General features: G+C 43.3%; 20 protein-coding genes and 1 tRNA gene. 12 read left to right on the forward strand and 9 right to left on the reverse strand.

Translation table 11 applies throughout. From position 1 onward, the window contains the following. Positions 1-116 precede the first annotated feature (116 nt). The gene (locus tag EHQ17_RS17990; RefSeq protein WP_135593817.1) at positions 117-1,049 is read left to right on the forward strand and encodes a ferredoxin reductase domain-containing protein; all 933 of its coding nucleotides are present in this window, start codon (positions 117-119) and stop codon (positions 1,047-1,049) included. 152 nt (positions 1,050-1,201) lie between these two features. Further along, complete coding sequence (locus EHQ17_RS17995; protein ID WP_135593814.1) at positions 1,202-1,423, forward strand: transcriptional coactivator p15/PC4 family protein; 222 nt, start codon at positions 1,202-1,204, stop codon at positions 1,421-1,423. Between the two features lie 13 nt (positions 1,424-1,436). On the opposite strand, the gene EHQ17_RS18000 is transcribed toward EHQ17_RS17995, so the two are convergent. Beyond that, complete coding sequence (locus EHQ17_RS18000; protein WP_135593809.1) at positions 1,437-3,056, reverse strand: anti-sigma factor antagonist; 1,620 nt, start codon at positions 3,054-3,056, stop codon at positions 1,437-1,439. Between the two features lie 58 nt (positions 3,057-3,114). Here EHQ17_RS18000 and EHQ17_RS18005 point away from each other — a divergent pair, with 58 nt between their 5' ends. From EHQ17_RS18005 to recR, 5 genes are all read left to right on the forward strand, one after another. Further along, positions 3,115-3,666 carry a nucleoside deaminase gene (locus tag EHQ17_RS18005; protein ID WP_135593806.1) on the forward strand — a complete coding sequence of 184 codons (552 nt, stop codon included), beginning with the start codon at positions 3,115-3,117 and terminating at the stop codon, positions 3,664-3,666. A 28-nt stretch (positions 3,667-3,694) separates the two neighbouring features. After that, positions 3,695-3,778 (forward strand) — tRNA-Ser (locus EHQ17_RS18010). A gap of 10 nt (positions 3,779-3,788) precedes the next feature. Then, on the forward strand, positions 3,789-5,252 hold the full coding sequence (dnaX, locus tag EHQ17_RS18015) for a DNA polymerase III subunit gamma/tau (protein WP_135593804.1): 1,464 nt from the start codon (positions 3,789-3,791) through the stop codon (positions 5,250-5,252). Positions 5,253-5,258: 6 nt separating this feature from the next. After that, positions 5,259-5,606, forward strand: a complete 348-nt coding sequence (locus tag EHQ17_RS18020; protein ID WP_135593802.1) for a YbaB/EbfC family nucleoid-associated protein — start codon at positions 5,259-5,261, stop codon at positions 5,604-5,606. Next, on the forward strand, positions 5,599-6,192 hold the full coding sequence (gene recR / locus EHQ17_RS18025) for a recombination mediator RecR (protein ID WP_135593799.1): 594 nt from the start codon (positions 5,599-5,601) through the stop codon (positions 6,190-6,192). The genes EHQ17_RS18020 and recR overlap by 8 nt, the downstream gene beginning before the upstream one ends. 7 nt (positions 6,193-6,199) lie before the next feature. On the opposite strand, the gene EHQ17_RS18030 is transcribed toward recR, so the two are convergent. The 5 genes from EHQ17_RS18030 to EHQ17_RS18050 form a co-directional block, all read right to left on the reverse strand. Then, the gene (locus EHQ17_RS18030) at positions 6,200-7,774 is read right to left on the reverse strand and encodes a hypothetical protein (RefSeq protein ID WP_135593797.1); all 1,575 of its coding nucleotides are present in this window, start codon (positions 7,772-7,774) and stop codon (positions 6,200-6,202) included. Between the two features lie 3 nt (positions 7,775-7,777). Beyond that, a complete protein-coding gene (locus EHQ17_RS18035; RefSeq protein WP_135593794.1) occupies positions 7,778-8,626 on the reverse strand; it encodes a substrate-binding periplasmic protein in 849 nt (282 codons plus the stop codon). 62 nt (positions 8,627-8,688) lie between these two features. After that, the gene (locus EHQ17_RS18040; RefSeq protein ID WP_425460728.1) at positions 8,689-9,951 is read right to left on the reverse strand and encodes an OmpA family protein; all 1,263 of its coding nucleotides are present in this window, start codon (positions 9,949-9,951) and stop codon (positions 8,689-8,691) included. 152 nt (positions 9,952-10,103) lie between these two features. Then, a complete protein-coding gene (gene serS, locus EHQ17_RS18045; protein ID WP_135593790.1) occupies positions 10,104-11,357 on the reverse strand; it encodes a serine--tRNA ligase in 1,254 nt (417 codons plus the stop codon). Further along, positions 11,350-12,159 carry a TatD family hydrolase gene (locus EHQ17_RS18050; protein ID WP_135593788.1) on the reverse strand — a complete coding sequence of 270 codons (810 nt, stop codon included), beginning with the start codon at positions 12,157-12,159 and terminating at the stop codon, positions 11,350-11,352. The genes serS and EHQ17_RS18050 overlap by 8 nt, the downstream gene beginning before the upstream one ends. A gap of 119 nt (positions 12,160-12,278) precedes the next feature. Between EHQ17_RS18050 and EHQ17_RS18055 the strand changes: the two genes are divergently transcribed. From EHQ17_RS18055 to EHQ17_RS18070, 4 genes are all read left to right on the forward strand, one after another. Beyond that, positions 12,279-13,304, forward strand: a complete 1,026-nt coding sequence (locus EHQ17_RS18055; protein ID WP_135593786.1) for a M23 family metallopeptidase — start codon at positions 12,279-12,281, stop codon at positions 13,302-13,304. After that, complete coding sequence (locus tag EHQ17_RS18060) at positions 13,305-13,652, forward strand: bactofilin family protein (RefSeq protein ID WP_135593784.1); 348 nt, start codon at positions 13,305-13,307, stop codon at positions 13,650-13,652. It begins immediately after the preceding gene. Next, entirely contained in the window at positions 13,649-14,161 is a 513-nt protein-coding gene (locus tag EHQ17_RS18065; RefSeq protein ID WP_135593782.1) for a YaaR family protein, read from the forward strand. The genes EHQ17_RS18060 and EHQ17_RS18065 overlap by 4 nt, the downstream gene beginning before the upstream one ends. A 309-nt stretch (positions 14,162-14,470) precedes the next feature. After that, positions 14,471-15,160 carry a hypothetical protein gene (locus EHQ17_RS18070; RefSeq protein ID WP_210412900.1) on the forward strand — a complete coding sequence of 230 codons (690 nt, stop codon included), beginning with the start codon at positions 14,471-14,473 and terminating at the stop codon, positions 15,158-15,160. A 230-nt stretch (positions 15,161-15,390) separates the two neighbouring features. Here EHQ17_RS18070 and EHQ17_RS18075 read toward each other — a convergent pair whose 3' ends face one another. Genes EHQ17_RS18075 through EHQ17_RS18085 form a run of 3 tightly spaced genes read right to left on the reverse strand, consistent with a single transcriptional unit; the run spans position 15,391 to position 17,772 of the window. Next, entirely contained in the window at positions 15,391-16,266 is an 876-nt protein-coding gene (locus tag EHQ17_RS18075) for a ParB/RepB/Spo0J family partition protein (RefSeq protein ID WP_135593780.1), read from the reverse strand. Positions 16,267-16,268: 2 nt separating this feature from the next. After that, positions 16,269-17,030 carry a ParA family protein gene (locus tag EHQ17_RS18080; protein ID WP_135593778.1) on the reverse strand — a complete coding sequence of 254 codons (762 nt, stop codon included), beginning with the start codon at positions 17,028-17,030 and terminating at the stop codon, positions 16,269-16,271. Continuing rightward, the gene (locus EHQ17_RS18085) at positions 17,008-17,772 is read right to left on the reverse strand and encodes an RsmG family class I SAM-dependent methyltransferase (protein ID WP_135593775.1); all 765 of its coding nucleotides are present in this window, start codon (positions 17,770-17,772) and stop codon (positions 17,008-17,010) included. Before EHQ17_RS18085 ends, EHQ17_RS18080 begins: the two co-directional genes overlap by 23 nt. A 207-nt stretch (positions 17,773-17,979) precedes the next feature. Between EHQ17_RS18085 and EHQ17_RS18090 the strand changes: the two genes are divergently transcribed. Next, entirely contained in the window at positions 17,980-18,435 is a 456-nt protein-coding gene (locus tag EHQ17_RS18090; RefSeq protein WP_135593773.1) for a MarR family winged helix-turn-helix transcriptional regulator, read from the forward strand. The last annotated feature ends 35 nt before the right edge of the window (positions 18,436-18,470 follow it).

Below are 18,470 nucleotides of genomic sequence, written 5' to 3' on the forward strand. Positions count from 1 at the left end.
ATCCCGAAGTTTCTCGGCGATTCGGGCATAAATATCCAGTTTGACGAAATGACTTCGCATAAAACCATGTAGCAAAATTTGTAAAATTCCCCATTTTTAGGAACCGATTCGCCCCTATGAAACCGATCAGAGAACCTCAAATTAATATCTTTAAAAAATCCTCACCTTACAAAGCGAAGGTAATCAGTAACGAATTACTGACTCCGGCGGCAGGAGCCGGAAAAAGACCCAAAAAAGAAGGAGAAGCCCTGGTTCACAGAATCGTTCTTGCCATCGATCATTCCGCGTATCCGTATGTGATCGGACAAAGCGGCGGCGTAATTCCTCCCGGAGAAGATCCCGAGAAAAAGGCCAAAGGTTTGGCGGACGTAGGTTACACGGTAAGACTTTATTCCATCGCGTCTCCTAGTTACTCCTTCGGAATGAAAGAGGACACGATCGAGTTCATCATCAAACGCGATAACGTTTACGACGAAAACGGAAACGTTCAATTCAAAGGCGTTTGTTCGAATTATATGTGCGATCTAAAACCCGGCGAAGAAGTTGTGATGACGGGCCCTTCCGGTAAAAAATTCCTTTTGCCGAACACGGATTTTTCCGGTGACATTATGTTCCTCGCCACCGGAACGGGAATCGCCCCTTTTATCGGAATGAGCGAAGAGCTCTTGGAACACAAGTTGATCAACTTCACAGGAAGTATCACCCTCGTTTACGGCGCTCCCTATTCCGACGAACTCGTGATGATGGATTATCTCAGAGCTTTGGAATCCAAGTTTAAGAATTTCAAACTTGTTACGGCAATTTCCAGAGAGGAAAAAAATCCTTTCGACGGAGGGAGAATGTACATCTCGCATCGAGTCAGGGAAAACGCGGATGCGGTGAAAAAAATCCTGAACGGCGGCGGTCGTTTTTACATCTGCGGCGGCCCCAAAGGAATGGAAAAGGGAGTCATCGAAGAGATTCAAAAAATCGCCGGTGATACGGGAACTTATGAAGACTTCAAACATCACTTGGAAGGCGCTCATCAATTGTTTGTAGAAACCTACTAAAATCTTTTTTCGATTTCGAACGAAGACCGGAGGGAAATCCGTTTCCTTCCGGTCTTTTTTTGTTTTCGTTTACGGGTTCGATTTTTAAAAACGATCGATGAAATTTATACGATCGTTTTATATTGGTCTAAAATTCGTTAGGAGAATCGGAAATGGGCGTTATCCGCGATGTGGACAAAGGACGTGGAGAAGTGATCCGCGTGGAAGTATCCGAATACAAAGGAACCAAATATCTCAATCTCAGAGTATGGTACACGGATAAGGACGGCGAAAAAAAACCCACTCAAAAAGGGATCGCGATTCCTCCCGAACTTTACGATGAGGTCAAGGCCGCGGTTTTGGAAGCGGAAGACGAAGTAAAACGTTCCTTATGAAACCTAACGGAGGTTAGGCGTTGCGCTCCTGAATCATTTCTCGAAGGATAAATCGTCCCGCCTCCACCGTGTCCGCCACGCGAATATGACTTTCCAATCTCGTAATGGAAAAAACTTTTTTCACGGAGTCGCGCAGATCGGAAACGATCAATTCCCCGCCTCTACGTTTTAACCATCCCGATATTTGGATAAGCGTTCCGATTGCGGAGGAATCTATGTACGAGGACGAGTTCAGGTTGATGATCATAAATCGGAATCCTTCCCGCATCTTTTCCTGAATCGCACTTTTTAACTCGGGACATTTATACAAATCGATATCACCCGCGGATTGATAAACGAAAATCTCGTCGTGATACTCCACGTCCTCCGAAATAGGATCGGCACTTCTATAAAGAATTTCCGACGCGCCCGCCATCAGATGTTTTCCGGCGGTTTTTGAGTTCTCTCTGATCTTGGATTCCAACGTTTCCAATCTCGACTTTAAGGATCCCATCACTTCGGGCGCAAGTTCGATACGATCCTCGACATCCTGGATCAAAGTCGAAAGAAATTTGGACGCTTCCTCCAAGGAACCTTCCTTCATCAAAGCGCTCGCCTTCTTCAGAGTTTTACCGGATTTGGCAACGATCGATTCCACGATGACGTCGGCGTCTTGTTTTGCGGAAACGGATTTCCAATCGGGTTCCAATTTAGAAACGATCGTTTCTAATTTCATTTTTTCGGAAAGATTATAGAAGGAACTTGTGATCGAAACACCCGATTGGTTTTCCGAATTATGAATCAATCGTTCTGGATGCGTTTTGACACGAAGCACGATATTCCGTATGTCGTCCGCGCGCATATCTCCGCACTGTAGAACGACGGAACGGATCCTACTCGGTTCTTTCGGATCCATTTCGGTATAAAACGGAAGATCGCTCATCAATTCCACAAACTCGACGTCCTTTGCGAATTCCAACCTGGTTTCGATGGATTGCGCGTAGAGCGAACCGATGTCGCCGAACTCGCGGAAAAAAATATCACCCGTTCCTTCCGGACTTTCTATATAATAAAAATTTCCACCGCCCGCATCCGCTATGTCCTTCAAAAGAATTTCGTTGAAGTCGTCTCCGAATCCTATGACCGTCGTCGATATTCCTTTTTTGTAATGATCGGCCGCGATCTGAATCAGGTCCAAAGGATCGGTGATTCCCTGCGTAGGATTTCCGTCCGTCAAAAGAATAGCGCGTTTGTAAACGGTGGAATCCGAAAAAAGTTCCAAACCTCGAAGCGCGTTCAACCAACCCCCGGAAAGATTGGTGGAAGTCCCGGGAACTATGGTATGAATCCGATTGATGATAGTGGATTTTTCCACAAGTTGAATGATCGGTTGAATGACGTGAATGTCCTCCGCATACGCCGTAACCGAAAGATAATCCCTTCTGGTAAGCCAATTGACCAACGAGGAAGCCGCTTGGATCACCGCTTCCATTTTCTCCCCCTTCATCGACCAGCTTCGATCGATCGCCAAACCTAAAACGATCGGTCTTCGATCCGGGTTCGAAGCTCCGGTTGGAGAATTCAAACGAACAAGAATCGTATTGTTTCTGTTTTCCGAGGCTGCGTTGTGTAAAAACTTAGCGGAGAGAATCATTCCGTTGAAAAAACCATTTACCGAAGGCCCGATCAAGTAGAATTTGTGGAAGAGAAAGATGGACCGATTCCTGAATCATAAGAACCGAATCGCAAAATTGCAAAAAAACGAGAAAGCGGAAACTTCGCAGTTAGAATCCGAAAGCGATCTTATGAAAACGATCCTTACGGATTTTTTAGATTCGATGAAAAATCTCTTTTCTCCGGATGGAAAGGAAATTCCCAGTTTTACGCGGATCTACCGAGGAGATCGTCTTCTATCGGAAAGTTCCAATCAAGTGGAAGAGAACACGGACGCTTCGTTTCATAGCGAAATTTTATGCATTCGAAATGCGAAAGAAAAATTGAAAACCAAATATCTAAGCGGATGTATGCTCGTCACTTCGTTGGAACCCTGTTTGATGTGTACGGGAACGATTTTACTTTCCAGAATCCCTAAAGTCGTTTATCTGCTTCCCGCAAAACAAGGGGAAGGAATTTCTTCCCTCAGTGTGGAAACCATCTATTCCAGAAATTTTTTCCCCGAGCTGGTATGTATTCCGACCGAAGTTTCCAAAAACGCGTTTAAGTCGTTTTTCAAGGCCCGAAGAAAGAAATCAATTGACGTATAACCGTTAAGCGGAATTCCTGAAAGCAACAGGAGAAGTGTCAGAGTGGTCTATTGTGCATGCTTGGAAAGCATGTGTGCCAAAAGCACCCCGGGTTCGAATCCCGGCTTCTCCGACTCCGTTATATGGCAGGAACTCACGAAGTCCTTTCCCGGAAGTATCGCCCGCAAAAATTCAGGGACGTAATCCATCAAGATCTCGCCATAGGCGCTCTTCAAAACGCTCTTAAATCCGGAAAAATCGGTCACGCATATATCTTTTTCGGTCCTCGAGGCGTAGGTAAAACTACGATCGCGAGAATTCTCGCCAAACGTCTCAACTGTCAAAATCCGATCGACAACGAACCTTGTAACGAATGTAATTCCTGCACGGAAATCACGCGGGGTATTTCGAGCGACGTTTTAGAGATCGACGCCGCAAGTAACCGCGGAATCGAAAACATACGCGAGCTGCGGGACAACGTAAAGTTCGCTCCTATGGGCGGGAAATATAAGGTTTATATAATAGACGAAGTTCATATGTTGACTGATCAATCCTTCAACGCCTTATTAAAGACGTTGGAGGAACCTCCGTCCCATATCGTTTTCGTACTGGCTACCACCGAATTCCATAAAATTCCCGAAACCATTCTTTCAAGATGTCAGGATTTTATTTTCAAAAAGGTTCCTCTTTCCGTACTTCAGGATTATTCCGAAAAACTTTGTAAGATCGAAAACGTTCATTACGATCAAGAGGGTCTTTTCTGGGTGGCAAAAAAGGGCGACGGTTCCGTCCGGGATATGCTTTCCTTTATGGAACAAGCGATCGTATTCACCGATTCCAAACTTTTAGGAGCTGGAATCCGGAAGATGATCGGTTATCACGGAATAGAATTTTTGACTTCGTTTATCAAAAGTCTGGTCGATCCGGACAATCATTCCAAAGCTCTCGAAATTTTGGAAAGTCTTTATCAGGAAGGTCAGGACATCTATAAATTTCTTTGGGATTCAATCGAGTTTACACATACTCTCAATCTGATCCGCGATTCCCTAGCCGATCCGGAATCGGTCAATTTCCCCAAAGAGGATTTAGCTAAGATGCGCTCCGATTTCGAGGCAGTCGATTCGGCAAAATTGAATTTTTTATCCGGAAAACTTTTCGAAATCTACGAAAGGATCAAAACGATCCGTTTACGCAATTCATTCGAGATCAAGGTTTTCACGGAAATTCAAATCAAAAAACTGGTCGAAGAACTTACCTATCCGAGTTTGGCCGGTTTGGTGGATCGAATCAATCATCTGATTTTGATGGTTCAAAATCCGAAACACGTAAGAACCGAATCCTCCGCGACCTTATCCGAAGAACGCATCGAAAAAGCGTTCAAGCCGCAACCTACGACCGAGCCCGTCGAAAAAAAAAATGAATCCCTAATGAATGTCTTTGAAAAGCAGATCGAGTCTAACTTTCAGGACCCGATGATTTCAACTTCGTCACCGGAAGAAAAAAAGATTTCGGAAACCGCATCGAAATTCGATCCTACCACCGAAATCAAAAAGAAGTTTTTGGGAACCGAAGTAGATAGGACCAAAACACCAAAATTGGATTCGTAAACGATTATGTTCGACAAGATCAAAAATTTTTCCGAAATTCTTTCCAACATGGGAGCGTTCCGCGAAAAGATGGAAGAAGTCAAAAAGCGGATCTCGGCGATACGTGTTATGGGCGACGCCGGTGCCGGAATGGTTACGGTTACCGCTACGGGCGAAGGTTTGATCACGAACGTAACGATCAACAAACAGCTGTTTGACGCCGACGACAATAAGATGTTGGAAGACCTCGTCCTGGCCGCGACGAACGACGCCTTAAAAAAGGCGAAAGAAGCGACCGCATACGAATTTCAATCCGCTTCGGGCGGTATGGATTTCTCCGAAATATCAAAATTATTCGGCGGTAATCTTGGCTAATCATCTTCTCGAAGAGATGGTAGACGCGTTGTCTTCTCTTCCGGGAATCGGAAGAAAAAGCGCCTTCCGAATCAGTTTTCATCTTTTGCGATTGGAACAAGGTCTTTTCCATCAATTCATACGTCAGCTTACCGAAACTAAAAGTAGAATCCAATTTTGTAAACGATGCGGATCTTATTCCGAAACGGAGATCTGCGACATTTGCACTTCTGAAAAACGCGATTCACATACGTTTTGTGTAGTGGAACAGCCGGAAGATATTTTTTTCATCGAAAATACGAAAGAATTCCAAGGGAAATATCACGTTCTCAACGGAGTGATTTCTCCTTTGGAAGGAATCGGTCCGAGAGATCTGAGAATTAAGGAACTACTCGAAAGGATCGAACCCGAACAGGTTCAAGAAGTTTTGATCGCCACCAACCCTACTTTAGAAGGGGATGCGACCGCCGATTATCTCGCCAACCAACTGAAACCTCTTTCGGTTAACGTTACAAGAATTGCATACGGAATCACAGTGGGCGGATCGATCGAACTTTCGGATCAATATACTCTCGGTAGGGCGATCCGTTCGCGTTTACGTCTATAATCAAATTCTAAAATCTATGTTCCGCGGTTATGAAAAATTCCCGCAGAATTTTTCCATGGGTGGTATCTAGGTACGCCCTCAATCCGTCTCCCGCCACGAAATAACCGGAACGCATCAGTATCTGCATATCTCGAAACGCATTCCAACGTAAATTGATGTTGATCTCGTGTCCGAAAAACGCGCTAGTTTTATATCCGTTTTCCGCGTTAAAGTATCGGTTGTTTTCGATATAAGGCGATTTAGTTCCGTACAAACGATAGTAACCCAAGGTCAAAAGCAAAGGACCGTAAACAACGAAGTCGCCGTTAATCCCGTACTCGTAAAGACCGCTTGAATCTTTTGCGGAAAAAAGGGCATATCCCCCGGTGAAGTCGTTCGCGATATTCGAAACCGAATAACCGGGTAACAAAGTTTTATAACCACCGCCGCGTAGATTCGCTTTCGTTCCGTCCTTGTCGTATCCGGGTCTTCCCGTGCTTCCCACTCCGACAAGATTGAAGGTTAAATTCTCGCTGTAACGGTACGAAAACTGAAGATCCGCCATTCCGCCCGATATGGTATGTCTATCGTATCGATTGTATAAGACGTTTCCCGCCGCGTCTCGATACGGAGCAAGCGACTGCACTTTTCCATGGTTGTAAATTCCGTGTATGACGAAGCCGAAATTGGACAAATTGATTTCCGTCATCAAGCCGTGCCAGAACAACTGACCGACTTCGCTATCGAGTGCGATCACGTTTCCTTTTGCGTTGGTTGTTTTTTCGATCGAATTGATCGTATCGTCCAGAAAGTAGGAATACAATTCGTTTTTGACGTTGTTGAAAAAACTGGTTTTGATTTCGTAAAAATATATATTCGTCCCCAAATAATTCTTATCGGCGTATGTATTCTTATCCAAATCCAGTTGTGCGTTTTGTCTCGCGACAAACCAACCCGCTTCGATAGTCGTGTTCCAGAGACGAAAATCCTTATTCAAGGTAATTCCCGTTCCGGGCGTGAATACGACTCTTCCTCGAGGTGAGGAAAAAAGTTGTTGCCCAACGCGAAGACTAAACGCGTCTTCGGGAAGTTTAAAATTCAGATATAAAAACGTGGTCTGAATGTTTACGGGAGAAGTAAAACCGGCTTCTCCACCTTGACCGGGACCGGTCGTGGAATTTTGACCGAAACCTTTTCCTCCAAAGGTAATGTCGCCTACTTGAACTCCCCAAAGCGCTTCCAAGTATTTCGAAGTATTGAAGTTCATATTCACGGTCATCCTCGTATCGAAATACGAAATGTCCTCTTTCTGCGGAGAAAGCGTGCTGGGATTTCCTTTTAAACGTTCGGAAATCTCGTTATCCAGAATTTTTTGATTTGCCTGTTGTTCTTCCGTTTTGAAGGTATTTCGATCGTACGGAGTGGCGGGTGTTTGACGAAACGTATAAATATCTCTGCCGAGATTAAAACCACGAACCCGGTAATTCCCCTGAAAATCGAGTTTGGTTTTTTCTTCGATCTCTTGGGAAAACAAGGCGAACGGAATCAATAGCAGGATTGGGCAAAAAAGCCGAATAGCCTTTTTCAAAAGGTCGATGTACACGGATCATTTTACCCAGTTATTCTGATTAAAATATCGGTTTCTTAGGTCGTCCAAAACACCGGTCCGTTTTAATTCCTTGATAAAGAAGTTCAAATTATCGGCGAAAATAAGATCGTTTTGAGGAAGAGCCGCGCTTATATTCTCCTCCTGAACCGAACCTAAAAGTGGAAGATAATTGGCACGCAAAGAAGGATTTTTTTGCAGCAGTGTCAGTATAAAAAAACTGTCCGCAACGAAACAAGTCACGTTATTGCTCACTAAGTTATCAACGGCGATCGAGTCCGAAAGGTAACTGTAGATAGGGAGTTTAGAAAATTTCTTTTGAAGATACAAGTGATTGGTCGTATTGGAACGCACCGAAAAGCTGACAAGACCGCTCAACGTGGAAAGATCGTTCAAGCTGATGAATCGTCTCGAAGTCACAATGTTTCCTTCCGGTTCTGGAGGAAGAATTTTTTTGCTGACCAATCCGGCCGGAGTCGTGACGAGATACGGATCCGAAAAAGTGACTTGTTTTCCGCGATTCAAATCGGTGGACATACCCGCAAACGCAAGATCTATTTTACCCGCTTTGATATCGTCCGAAAATTGACGAAAGGTTTTTAACGGAACCAATTTAAGGGAAACTCCCAAATAATCCGCGTATAACTTAGCGAGTTCCGCGTCGATACCCGGATAACCGTCTTTCGGATTTTCGATATAAAACGGTTCGTACTGTTTATTGACTCCGACTACGAGTTCTTTTTTAGAAAAAATTTTCTCCAGCCTCGATCCGGAATATTCGGATTGCGGAAATACCGCGACCGGAATTAAAAAAATCCAAAATGAAAGAAGGATTCTTTTCGCTAACATGAAACAAAGAATGCACGCAAGCCCGAATTTTGCCAGAGCATTTTGATCGGAGGAAAGAATTTCTACTGTGAAACGATCCGAAACTCGGTTCTGCGATTCTTGTAATCGGTTTCAGGATTTTTTTCAGGTATAATCGGTTCCGAACTTCCTTTTCCTTCGGTTACGATACGGTTCGGATCGATTCCTTTCTTTAATAGAAAGTCCTTAACCGCTTCAGCCCTATTCTTACTTAGGATTAGATTTTCTTTTTTATCTCCGTTTAAATCCGTATGACCGATGATCTTTAATCGTACACTCGGATTTCGAACGAGAAAAGAATTCAAATTCTCTAAAATAGGAAACGAATTCTCCAAAATTTCATAGGATCCTAACGCAAAATGAATGTTATCCAACGAAACCGCCTTTCCTTTTTCCAAATCCGAAAACGGATCGGCGACGTTGGAAAAGATATCGTAATCCTTTCCCGTTCTTCTACAAAAATAAAACGTAGTGCCGTCCCCGGATTCGAGATAAAACGCTTCGTCTCCGGCAGTATTAATATCCGGACCTAAATTGATCGGTTCGGAATAGTTTCCGTCGTTTAACAATTCGGATTTATAAATATCGTAACCGCCGAAACCTCCGGGACGATTGGAGGAAAAGAAGATCGTTTTACCGTTTTTAGAGATCGTCGCGGCGATCTCCGAATAATCGGTGTTAATCGGTGCGGGAAGACTCAGGGCCTTGTCCCACGTTTTATTCCTGTACATTGAAACGAATATATCCGCTTCTGAGACTTTTCCGAACGGATATCTCGTAAAATAAAGACGGTCGTTGAAAAGAAACGGATTTTCTTCGATCGATTCCGTATTTACGGTCCTGGGTAAAGCGGCAGGAGCGGCCCAATCGGATCCTTTCTTTTTGGAAAAATAAATGTCCCGGGAAACACCGATTTTTCCGTTCGAAAGTTGAAACTCTATCGCTCCGTCTCTATTAGAGGAAAATAATATTCCTTCTTCCTTATTGAGGATAAACGGACTTTGATCGTCGAAATTCGAATTTAATACTTCGATCTCTTCGCCTTGTTTCCATTCGTTTCCGTTCCGTACTGACCGATAAAGATCGGTGTAATTCGAGTTTTCTCGTTTCGAATAAAAGTAAAGGACGTTACCGTCGTCGGTTAAACTGATTCCGAATTCGTTCAGACCGGTATTGATTCCGCCGGTTAGTTTTATCGGTTTTGTCTGCGCTGCGGAACGTATTTCGTTTTCTTGAGAATTCAAAGAAAAAATACGAAAGAATAAAACCGAGACAATTGCAGCCTTAAAGAAAATACGATTTGACAAAGAAGACGAAAACATAACAACTCCAAGATCGGAAAGATCCTAGTTTATTATCCTTTCTTTTTAAAAAAACGTGAGTGAAAACTTTGCGAAAACGGAATAATTTCCGTTTCTATTTTTGAAAATTGACGATTTGTTTAAAACGGAAAAGCCGCCTAGAAATAAGGTTTTAAAATCTTCGGAATACGAACCGTCCCGTCTTCGTTTTGGAAGTTTTCCAAAATCGCGGCATACGTTCTGCCCAAAGCCAAACCGGATCCGTTGATCGTATGAACGAGTTGATTTTTTCCATCCTTGGATTTATAACGAATCTTTCCTCTTCGCGCTTGAAAATCGCGAAAATTCGAAACGGAAGAAATTTCCATATAACGGTTCAAACCCGGCATCCAAACTTCGATATCGTATGTGATCGAAGAGTTCGCGGATATATCTCCGCTACAAAGTATAATCACGCGATAAGGAAGTTCTAGTTTTTTTAGAATGTTCTCGGCGTGTGCGAGCATCAGTTTATGTTGCTCCTCGGATTCCTCGGGTTTGCAGAATTTTACGAGTTCCACTTTTTGAAACTGATGTACACGAACCAATCCGCGCGTGTCCTTACCGTACGATCCCGCTTCTCTTCTGAAACAGGAAGTGTGTGCGGTAACCGAGATAGGCAACTGTTCTTCGGGAATGATTTCGTCCCTGTATAAATTCGTAAGAGGAACTTCCGCGGTGGGAATCAGATTGAGTTCGTCTTTTTCGATTCTATAAAATTCGTCCTTGAACTTCGGATATTGACCGGTCGCGGTCATGGATTCGTCGTTTACCATCATGGGGACCCAAACTTCCGTATAACCGTGTTCTTTGGTATGTGTTTCGAGCATGAAGTTCATCAGGGCCCGCTCCAGCTTGGCGCCTTCCTTCCAATACGTATACGCTCGACCTCCGGAAAGTTTAACTCCCTTTTCGAAGTTGATCCATTCCAGCGATTCTCCGATTTCAAAATGAGGTTTCGGAACAAAGGAGAATTTCGGAATCGTACCGACTTCGTATTGTACTACGTTGTCATGTTCCGATTTTCCTTCCGGAACCTTCGGGTCTAAAACATTAGGAAGTCCTAAATTAATTTCGATTAGGGATTTTTCCTCTTCTTCGAGTTTGGTTTCGATTTCTTTGATCTTTTCGCCGACCAATTTCACCGAAGCGGATATTTCCGTTATATCGCCGCCCGCCTGTTTGATTTTACCGACTTCTTTACTGACTCGGTTGCGCTCCTCTCTCAGTTGATCGGCTTCCTTTTGAAACTCCCTTTTTTTTCGGATAATCTCCGTTAGACGGTCGATGATTCCGATTTCCTTAAATCCTCTGAGCTCCAAAACCTTTTTGAGGTCTTCCGTGTTTTCGGTGATGTAACGAAGATCAAGCATTGTGATGATACGCCTTACGATTCATAAATTTGATACTGTTTTCGAAAAGACGACGTTCCACTTCGGAATTCGATTCATGACGAAGAGAAAACATCTTATCCAAAATGAATTTCATATACGAAGGTTCGTTTCTTTTTCCGCGAAAAGGAGGAGGTGCCAAAAAAGGGGCATCCGTTTCGATCAACATCGATTCGAGAGGAAGTTTTTGTGCGGCTTCCTGGATGTCCGTCGCGTTCTTAAAAGCGACGATCCCCGAAAAGGAAATATAATAACCGATATCGACTAACGCTTTTGCGGTCGGGTAATCGTACGTAAAACAATGAATCACACCGAAAGCCCTGTCTCTAAAATTCTTAAGAATGGAAACCGTATCTTCTTTCGCGTCCCGAGAATGAATCACCACAGGAAGTTTCGTTTCTGCGGAACACTCAAGAAAGGATTCCAATATTTCTTCCTGTTGTTTTTTGGTATCGGCTGTATGATAGTAATCCAAACCGATCTCGCCTATGGCGGATAACTTCGGATCGCCTAAACTCTGATATACGAGTTTGAGAATTTCGTCTTTGTTGGGAAATTCGTGCGTTTCGGTCGGATGACAACCGATACTATAACGAATCTCCAACGAATCATCCGAATATTCGTTCGCTATCGAACGGGCGCGTATAGAACTCTCCAAATCGATTCCGATTTGAACGATCTTTTTAACGCCGGATTGTACCGCATTTTTGAGGGAATCGGCGATATCTAGACCCTGAGATTGAATGATATCAAGATGGCAATGTGTGTCGGCGATGGAAACCATAGAAAACCGGTTTTAGTGAGTCACTTTTTGTGAATTCGATTGACTGAAAAGAGATTTTTTAAGATCTCTTCAGACAGGTGAAAGCGATCGGCTAAAAACCAAGTTTCGGGACATAAACCGTGGATATAAAAGCATCGAGTGCATTACTATATTACAGACTTCGGTATAAGTATCAAGAGTACAAGCTCAAACTGGATCTGAAACTTTCCGAACTCAACAGAAAGGGAAGAGAAAGACTCACCGTTATGGTCATTCCGCACTCGGAACAAAAGACCATCAACTTTCACATTTCTTACCGGGCGATTTCCATCTTCATAGGTACCGTTTTTATTCTTCTTATCATCAGCTCCATCAACGTTTTGAGTCATAGCGGCTCCGTCCATCAACTCACCGAGCTGAATCTTTCCAACAAGGACTTTATCCGTCAATCGGCGAAGATGAAGGAAGAGATCAATTCGCTTCACGAGTATGTGGAATATTATTACGGAAGATTGGCGAGACTTTACGTTCGTCTCGGCGGCGATCCTGCAAAAGTTTCCAAAGGGATCGGTGGAGCGGAGCAACTAACGACCCAACCACCTTCCGTGATAGAACCGAAAACAAACACGAACCCCTTATCTGCAAACGATCTTCCCGAAGGTGCGGCGGTTTTCCGTTTAAAGGAAGACGTTCACAATCTCAAGATCAGCAACGAGCTCACTCAGGAAATCATCTCGATTCTGAAAAAAAGAAAAAACATCCTAAAACAAACGCCCTCGATTTGGCCGGTTAAGGGTTACGTACTTTATCCACATGGTTCCTATTTCAATCCGATTTCGGGAAGAAGAGAATACAACAACGGAGTGGACATAGGATCGTTTGCAGGTTCGGAAGTAATGGCGACCGCTCCGGGGACCGTGTATGAAATCGGTTATACGAGAAACACCGGATATTTCGTAAAAGTCGGTCACAAATACGGTTGGAAAACGATTTATTCGAATATGGATCGGCTCAAAGTAAAACAAGGCCAACAAGTTTCCAAATCCGAGGTCATCGGATTTGTGGGAAAAACGGAATCTTCTCCCAATTATATGCTTCATTATGAAATCCACGTTGGAACAAGAGCGATCAATCCGTTCGCTTTCCTCAATCAAATTCAGGACTGAATGGCGACAACAGAAGAACACTTAATCGTAAATAGTATCATCGGCGAAGGCGCCGAGTTCAGCGGCGAATTCAAACTTTCCGGTCTTTTACGCATCGACGGAATTTTTAGAGGTTCGATAAAAACCGACGGAAAAGTCCTAATCGGTAAGTCCGGAATCGTCGATACGGATATCAGAGCCCGAATTGTCGTCGCTGGCGGTGAAATCAACGGGAATATTTACGCGAGCGAACGAGTTACTTTACTGGCTTCCTGTAGAATGAAAGGAGACATCGTATCTCCTAGGATCGTCATGGAAGAAGGGGTACAATTCGAAGGCAATTGTAAGATCAACCCAGTCGCAAATTGAAAGTACTCATACCTCCTTATCAACCTCCTCGAAAAGAAACAGAAACCAAAAACGCTTCCAAAACCAAGAAGAATGGAATTTCCTCTTTAAACGGAGGAAGTGCTTCGAATTCGACGACACCGATCGAAAACGCTCCGTCTTCTTTTTTGGATATTTTAGAGGAAATCGTTCCTTCCGGATCGGAAATTACAAAAGATCTCAACGCACTCTGGAGAGAACTTCCCGAAATCGAAAAAAGATTCTTAGATCTTCCTTCCATCGAAAATTTAGAAGCCTATCAAAAACACGTTCAAGCGATCACGAAAACGGTCATCGATCAGAATATGAAAGTGGAAACTCTCGCGAGAAGAATGAAAGGTGAAACAAAAAAGATTTATCACGTCGTCAAAATCATCGACGAAAAAATCCAGGTTTTGGCTGAATTGATCATGAACGAAGGAAATTCCGCTTTTAAGCTGTTGAAGTCTCTTACCGACATCCGCGGTTTACTGTTGGATATTCAAGAGTAACCGAATTTCCCAGTTTCCGAACGTTAGAAAAGAGGATCCCACCCAGGCGCGTTTTCAACGTAACCCGGATCGTATTCGGAATGTATCACCAACATTCCTTTTTTTTACTCTTTCGAACTCGAGGAAAATCACGACCCTGCCGCTCCAGTGCCGCGTTTCGAAAAAACGATTTTCATCAACGTTTCGGCTTGCAGTTCATTCCCCATATACGTGTCTTCGTTCCTGTTTAGAGATTAGACATTCTCCTGTCTGTTATTTCATACCGAGGGATTATATTTCCCGCTAGTTCAAATAACATGAGGATATCAGATGAATTCAATCATCCGTTCGTTTCGCAATGGAGAAAAATTACGGAAATCACTTAAAAGATTTCTAATATTGCTTGTATTGTCGTTTTTAAGCGGCTCATTTTTCGCGTGCGCACGCTTAAATTACATCGCTAGGTTCGAAAAAAAAGGTCAAGTCGTCGATACGGCCCATTTAACCGAGGAAGCCCGTAAACTAAAACAGGAAGACGTTACAAACGTAAACGCATATGTAATCGAATTCCCGCCGGGAATCAACTGGGACGGACACACTCTGCGAGTTGACGAAAAAAAATGGGAAGTATTAGGAACGGTCCATTCGGACTACGACCAAGGAAGTTATATATTCTGGTTTTACGATTATCTGGAGGAAGAGTCTTGGAAAAACACCTATTGCCATTTGCAAGTTCCCATCAACTGGATCACTTTAGGAATTTGGGCTTTCACACCTCTTTATTATCCTTGTATCGTACGCGAAGCCAAAGATGATGTGGAATTCGAAAACAGTCGTAAATTACGCATCACCAACTCGCTCAAGAAAATAACCAAAGTAGCCGGCGGAGATACCGTTTTGGTCGAAGGTTTCGGAGATCTTAGGATACAATTTATCAACACAAGTACCGGGCAAAACGCCGGAGTCGTCGGGATTAAAACCGTTTCCGGTAACGGGTGGGCTTTAAAAAAGAAGAAGTAACGCGTAACTTTTAAACAATACCGGCGGAATGGGTCGAACAAGAATCTAGGATATTATCGGCTCATTCCGGCAAACAAAGATTAGTCGGTATTTCTTAAGAATCTCCCTCCTACATTGTTTGTTTTTGATCCCCTAGCGTTATGCGATCTCCGTTCTTGCGATTACAAAACGTTTGATTTCTTTCTTCGGTTTCGCCACTCAATTCGAAGAAGTTCGGAGGATTTGAAAGCTCAAAGACCCAATGCGTTTAGAATTTTTTCCATCGCTTCCAAATTCGGATAGGCAATGGTCATCTTTCCTTTTCCGGAACTTTGGTTGTGGCCGATTTCGATTTTCATGGAATACTTTCTACGGAATTTATTTTCCAACTCTACGATATTCACGTCTTTTCTGGATTTCTTTTTTTCGGAAACCGGAGAACGTTCTTCCGTAAGATTGGAAACCAGTTCTTCCACCTGCCTTGCGGTTAATCCTTTTTCCGCGATCTGATACGCGATTTGTTCGATCTTTTTGCGATCGGCCAAAGAAAGCAGAGGCCGTGCGTGACCTTCGGAAATCCTTCCGTTTTTTATCAAGTCCTGAACGGAATCCGGTAGTTGCAAAAGGCGGATCAAGTTGGAAATCGTCGAACGATTTTTACCGACACGAGAAGAAATATCGGTTATCTTAAGATTTAATTTTTCGGAAAGTGTTTTGTATGCGATCGCTTCCTCGATCGGATTCAAATCCTCTCTTTGGATATTTTCGATGATCGCCATTTCCATGGATTGATTTTCGGAAACGGTTTTTACGATCGCCGGAATTTTAACGAACCCGGCGAGTTTGCAGGCACGATATCTTCGTTCTCCCGAAATGATTTCGTATCCTGACTCGGTTTGTTTGACAACGATCGGTTGAATGACTCCGTGTGCTTTGATCGTTTCGGAAAGTTCTTTCAGAGATTCCTCGGAAAAGGTTTTTCTCGGTTGGCCGGGATTCGGTCGAATTTCTACGATCTTGATTTCCCTAAGTGCGCCATCGGAAGAAGAGTCCATCGGCGACTTATTTTCGTTCACCGGGATTAAGTTTCCAAGACCTCTTCCCAGAGCTTTGGGTTTAATCGCCATTCTTAATTTTTCCCTGCAACTTCCAGAGCTAAACTTCTATAACTCTGAGCGCCGACTCCATCCGGATCGTAACTCATGATCGTTTGACCGAAAGAAGGAGCTTCGCTCAATTTAACGTTTCTAGGGATGATCGTGGTATATACTTTATCTTTAAAATACGATTTTACGTCTTCTGCAACCTGATTGGCGAGGTTCGTTCTTTTATCGAACATCGTCAGAAGAACACCTTCCAACTCAAGGGAAGGATTGAGTTGGTTTTGAACGAGAGAAATGATCTTCATCAGCTGGGTTAATCCTTCCAAAGCGAAGTACTCCGTTTGTAAGGTAATCATCACGCTGTCCGCAGCACAAAGCGCGTTGATCGTCAAAATCCCCAACGAAGGAGGACAATCGATCAGAATATAATCGTATTCCGTTCGAAGACCGGAAACCGCGTTTTTCAGGCGGTATTCTCTTTGTTCTTCGGCGAGTAAATCCGCTTCCGCGCCGCTTAGGTTGATGTTGGAAGGAATGATCTGCAGATTGGGAACGTTCGTGTGCTGAATACACTCCACCGCCGAAGATTCACCTAACAGAAGTTCATACGAAGTTTTGCCGAGAGTGTTGATTTCAATGCCGAGTCCGGAACCCGAATTTCCCTGAGGATCCATATCGATGATCAAAACTTTTTTCCCGATCGAAGCGAGATTGGCCGCAAGATTGATGGATGTCGTCGTTTTTCCGACGCCGCCTTTTTGATTACTAATGGATACGATCTTTCCCATTGCCGCCCTTACTCTCCTTGCTGATATCCTTCCAAGCTCTTGGATAACCATGCCTTGGGCTAGAAACCTTTTTCAAGAATTTAATATGTCGCATGCCTAAAAAGTCAAGCGAGGGCAAATTCAAAGAAGAATTTAGAACGAAGCCGCAATTCGAAAGCGTACGTTCTTCTAATTTTATATCAATATCATGTTTTGCTAAAAATGGGACATAAGTTCCGCCGACCTTTATGAGATTACAGACCGCTTCTACGCTAAACGGATACGGGATAAATCCACGCGATACGACATAATCAAGGGAAAATTTCGATTCTTCCGTTCTCAGATAATGAAACTGAACATCGGAAATTCGGTTTTTTTTAACAAAGTTTTCCGTATGAGCTAACTTTCTTTTTTGCGAATCGAGAAGAAATACGATTGGATGTTCCAGCAAACAACGAAAGAAAAATCCCGGAATTCCCGGACCGGTCCCCGCGTCGCCCAATCGAATTCCTTTCCAAGAAGAAATCGTTTCGTCGATTTTAAAAACATGATAAACGGATTCTAAAACGTGCCGATCTAAAATTTCCTCTCCGTCTCTTTTTGAAAAAAAACCTCCCTCTTCGTTTTTTGCCCGAAGGAAGTTGGTGAAATCCGTGATGAGGTCCCAGTCGAAACGAGGAAGAATCGAATCCGCTTCGTTCGGAAAACGTTCCCGCAACCGTTCCCAAATCGATGAGTTCGTAAACTGTTCCGGATCTTTCATGTTGCTAACTTAGAATTTGCTTCGAACTTGTCCAGACCGATGAATCCTACGAAAGAAGATTCACCGACATTTTTATTCCTAAAACCTTACGACGGGTTCGATTCCAATCGGAACCGTTTCGGATAAAAGAAAGAAATCGGATTTTGAATCGATTACTTGTTTAAACAAATAAATGGACGAATCGATATAAAACGAAATTCTTCCCGTATGTTCGTTTTAGACAAACAACTCGGATTCAACTTACATCGTGTGGCGCTTTTGTTTCGAAGAGAACTTTCCCGCTGTCTTCGTGATTACAACCTTACTCCGGAACAATGGCAGGTGTTAGCCGCTCTTTGGGAAAAAGAATCCCTGACTCAGAAAGAAATCATACATATAACTTTGCAGGACGCACCTTCCGCTTCTCGAATGATTGCGAGGATGGTTCAAAAAGATCTCGTAAAAAGCGAAACCTCGAAAGAAGACAAAAGAGCGACCTTGATCACCCTTACGAAAACAGGAAAGTCGTATGAAAAAATTCTTCCGAAAAAAATACTTTCCCACTTTGAAACCTTGTTAAATGATTTTTCGGAAAGAAAAAAACAAACTCTGTTGGACTTGTTGAAGGAGTTGCGAATCGTATTCGGAGATTTTAATTCTCCTCCGGAGGGAATCCAAAACTAAAAACGGAGAAGGCCGACTAAATCGACGTTCTCCGT

Source organism: Leptospira gomenensis, from assembly GCF_004770155.1.
In the GTDB taxonomy this organism is placed as follows: domain Bacteria; phylum Spirochaetota; class Leptospiria; order Leptospirales; family Leptospiraceae; genus Leptospira; species Leptospira gomenensis.

Coding starts and splice junctions, on each gene's coding strand:
- EHQ17_RS18020 (WP_135593802.1), top strand. CDS start 5,259: ATGTTCGACAAGATCAAAAATTTTTCCGAAATTCTTTCCAACATGGGA.
- EHQ17_RS18035 (WP_135593794.1), bottom strand. CDS start 8,626: ATGTTAGCGAAAAGAATCCTTCTTTCATTTTGGATTTTTTTAATTCCG.
- EHQ17_RS18000 (WP_135593809.1), bottom strand. CDS start 3,056: ATGATTCTCTCCGCTAAGTTTTTACACAACGCAGCCTCGGAAAACAGA.
- EHQ17_RS18090 (WP_135593773.1), top strand. CDS start 17,980: ATGTTCGTTTTAGACAAACAACTCGGATTCAACTTACATCGTGTGGCG.
- serS (WP_135593790.1), bottom strand. CDS start 11,357: ATGCTTGATCTTCGTTACATCACCGAAAACACGGAAGACCTCAAAAAG.
- EHQ17_RS18080 (WP_135593778.1), bottom strand. CDS start 17,030: ATGGGAAAGATCGTATCCATTAGTAATCAAAAAGGCGGCGTCGGAAAA.
- EHQ17_RS18085 (WP_135593775.1), bottom strand. CDS start 17,772: ATGAAAGATCCGGAACAGTTTACGAACTCATCGATTTGGGAACGGTTG.
- EHQ17_RS18050 (WP_135593788.1), bottom strand. CDS start 12,159: ATGGTTTCCATCGCCGACACACATTGCCATCTTGATATCATTCAATCT.
- EHQ17_RS18060 (WP_135593784.1), top strand. CDS start 13,305: ATGGCGACAACAGAAGAACACTTAATCGTAAATAGTATCATCGGCGAA.
- EHQ17_RS17995 (WP_135593814.1), top strand. CDS start 1,202: ATGGGCGTTATCCGCGATGTGGACAAAGGACGTGGAGAAGTGATCCGC.
- EHQ17_RS18070 (WP_210412900.1), top strand. CDS start 14,471: ATGAATTCAATCATCCGTTCGTTTCGCAATGGAGAAAAATTACGGAAA.
- dnaX (WP_135593804.1), top strand. CDS start 3,789: ATGGCAGGAACTCACGAAGTCCTTTCCCGGAAGTATCGCCCGCAAAAA.
- EHQ17_RS17990 (WP_135593817.1), top strand. CDS start 117: ATGAAACCGATCAGAGAACCTCAAATTAATATCTTTAAAAAATCCTCA.
- EHQ17_RS18075 (WP_135593780.1), bottom strand. CDS start 16,266: ATGGCGATTAAACCCAAAGCTCTGGGAAGAGGTCTTGGAAACTTAATC.
- EHQ17_RS18005 (WP_135593806.1), top strand. CDS start 3,115: ATGGACCGATTCCTGAATCATAAGAACCGAATCGCAAAATTGCAAAAA.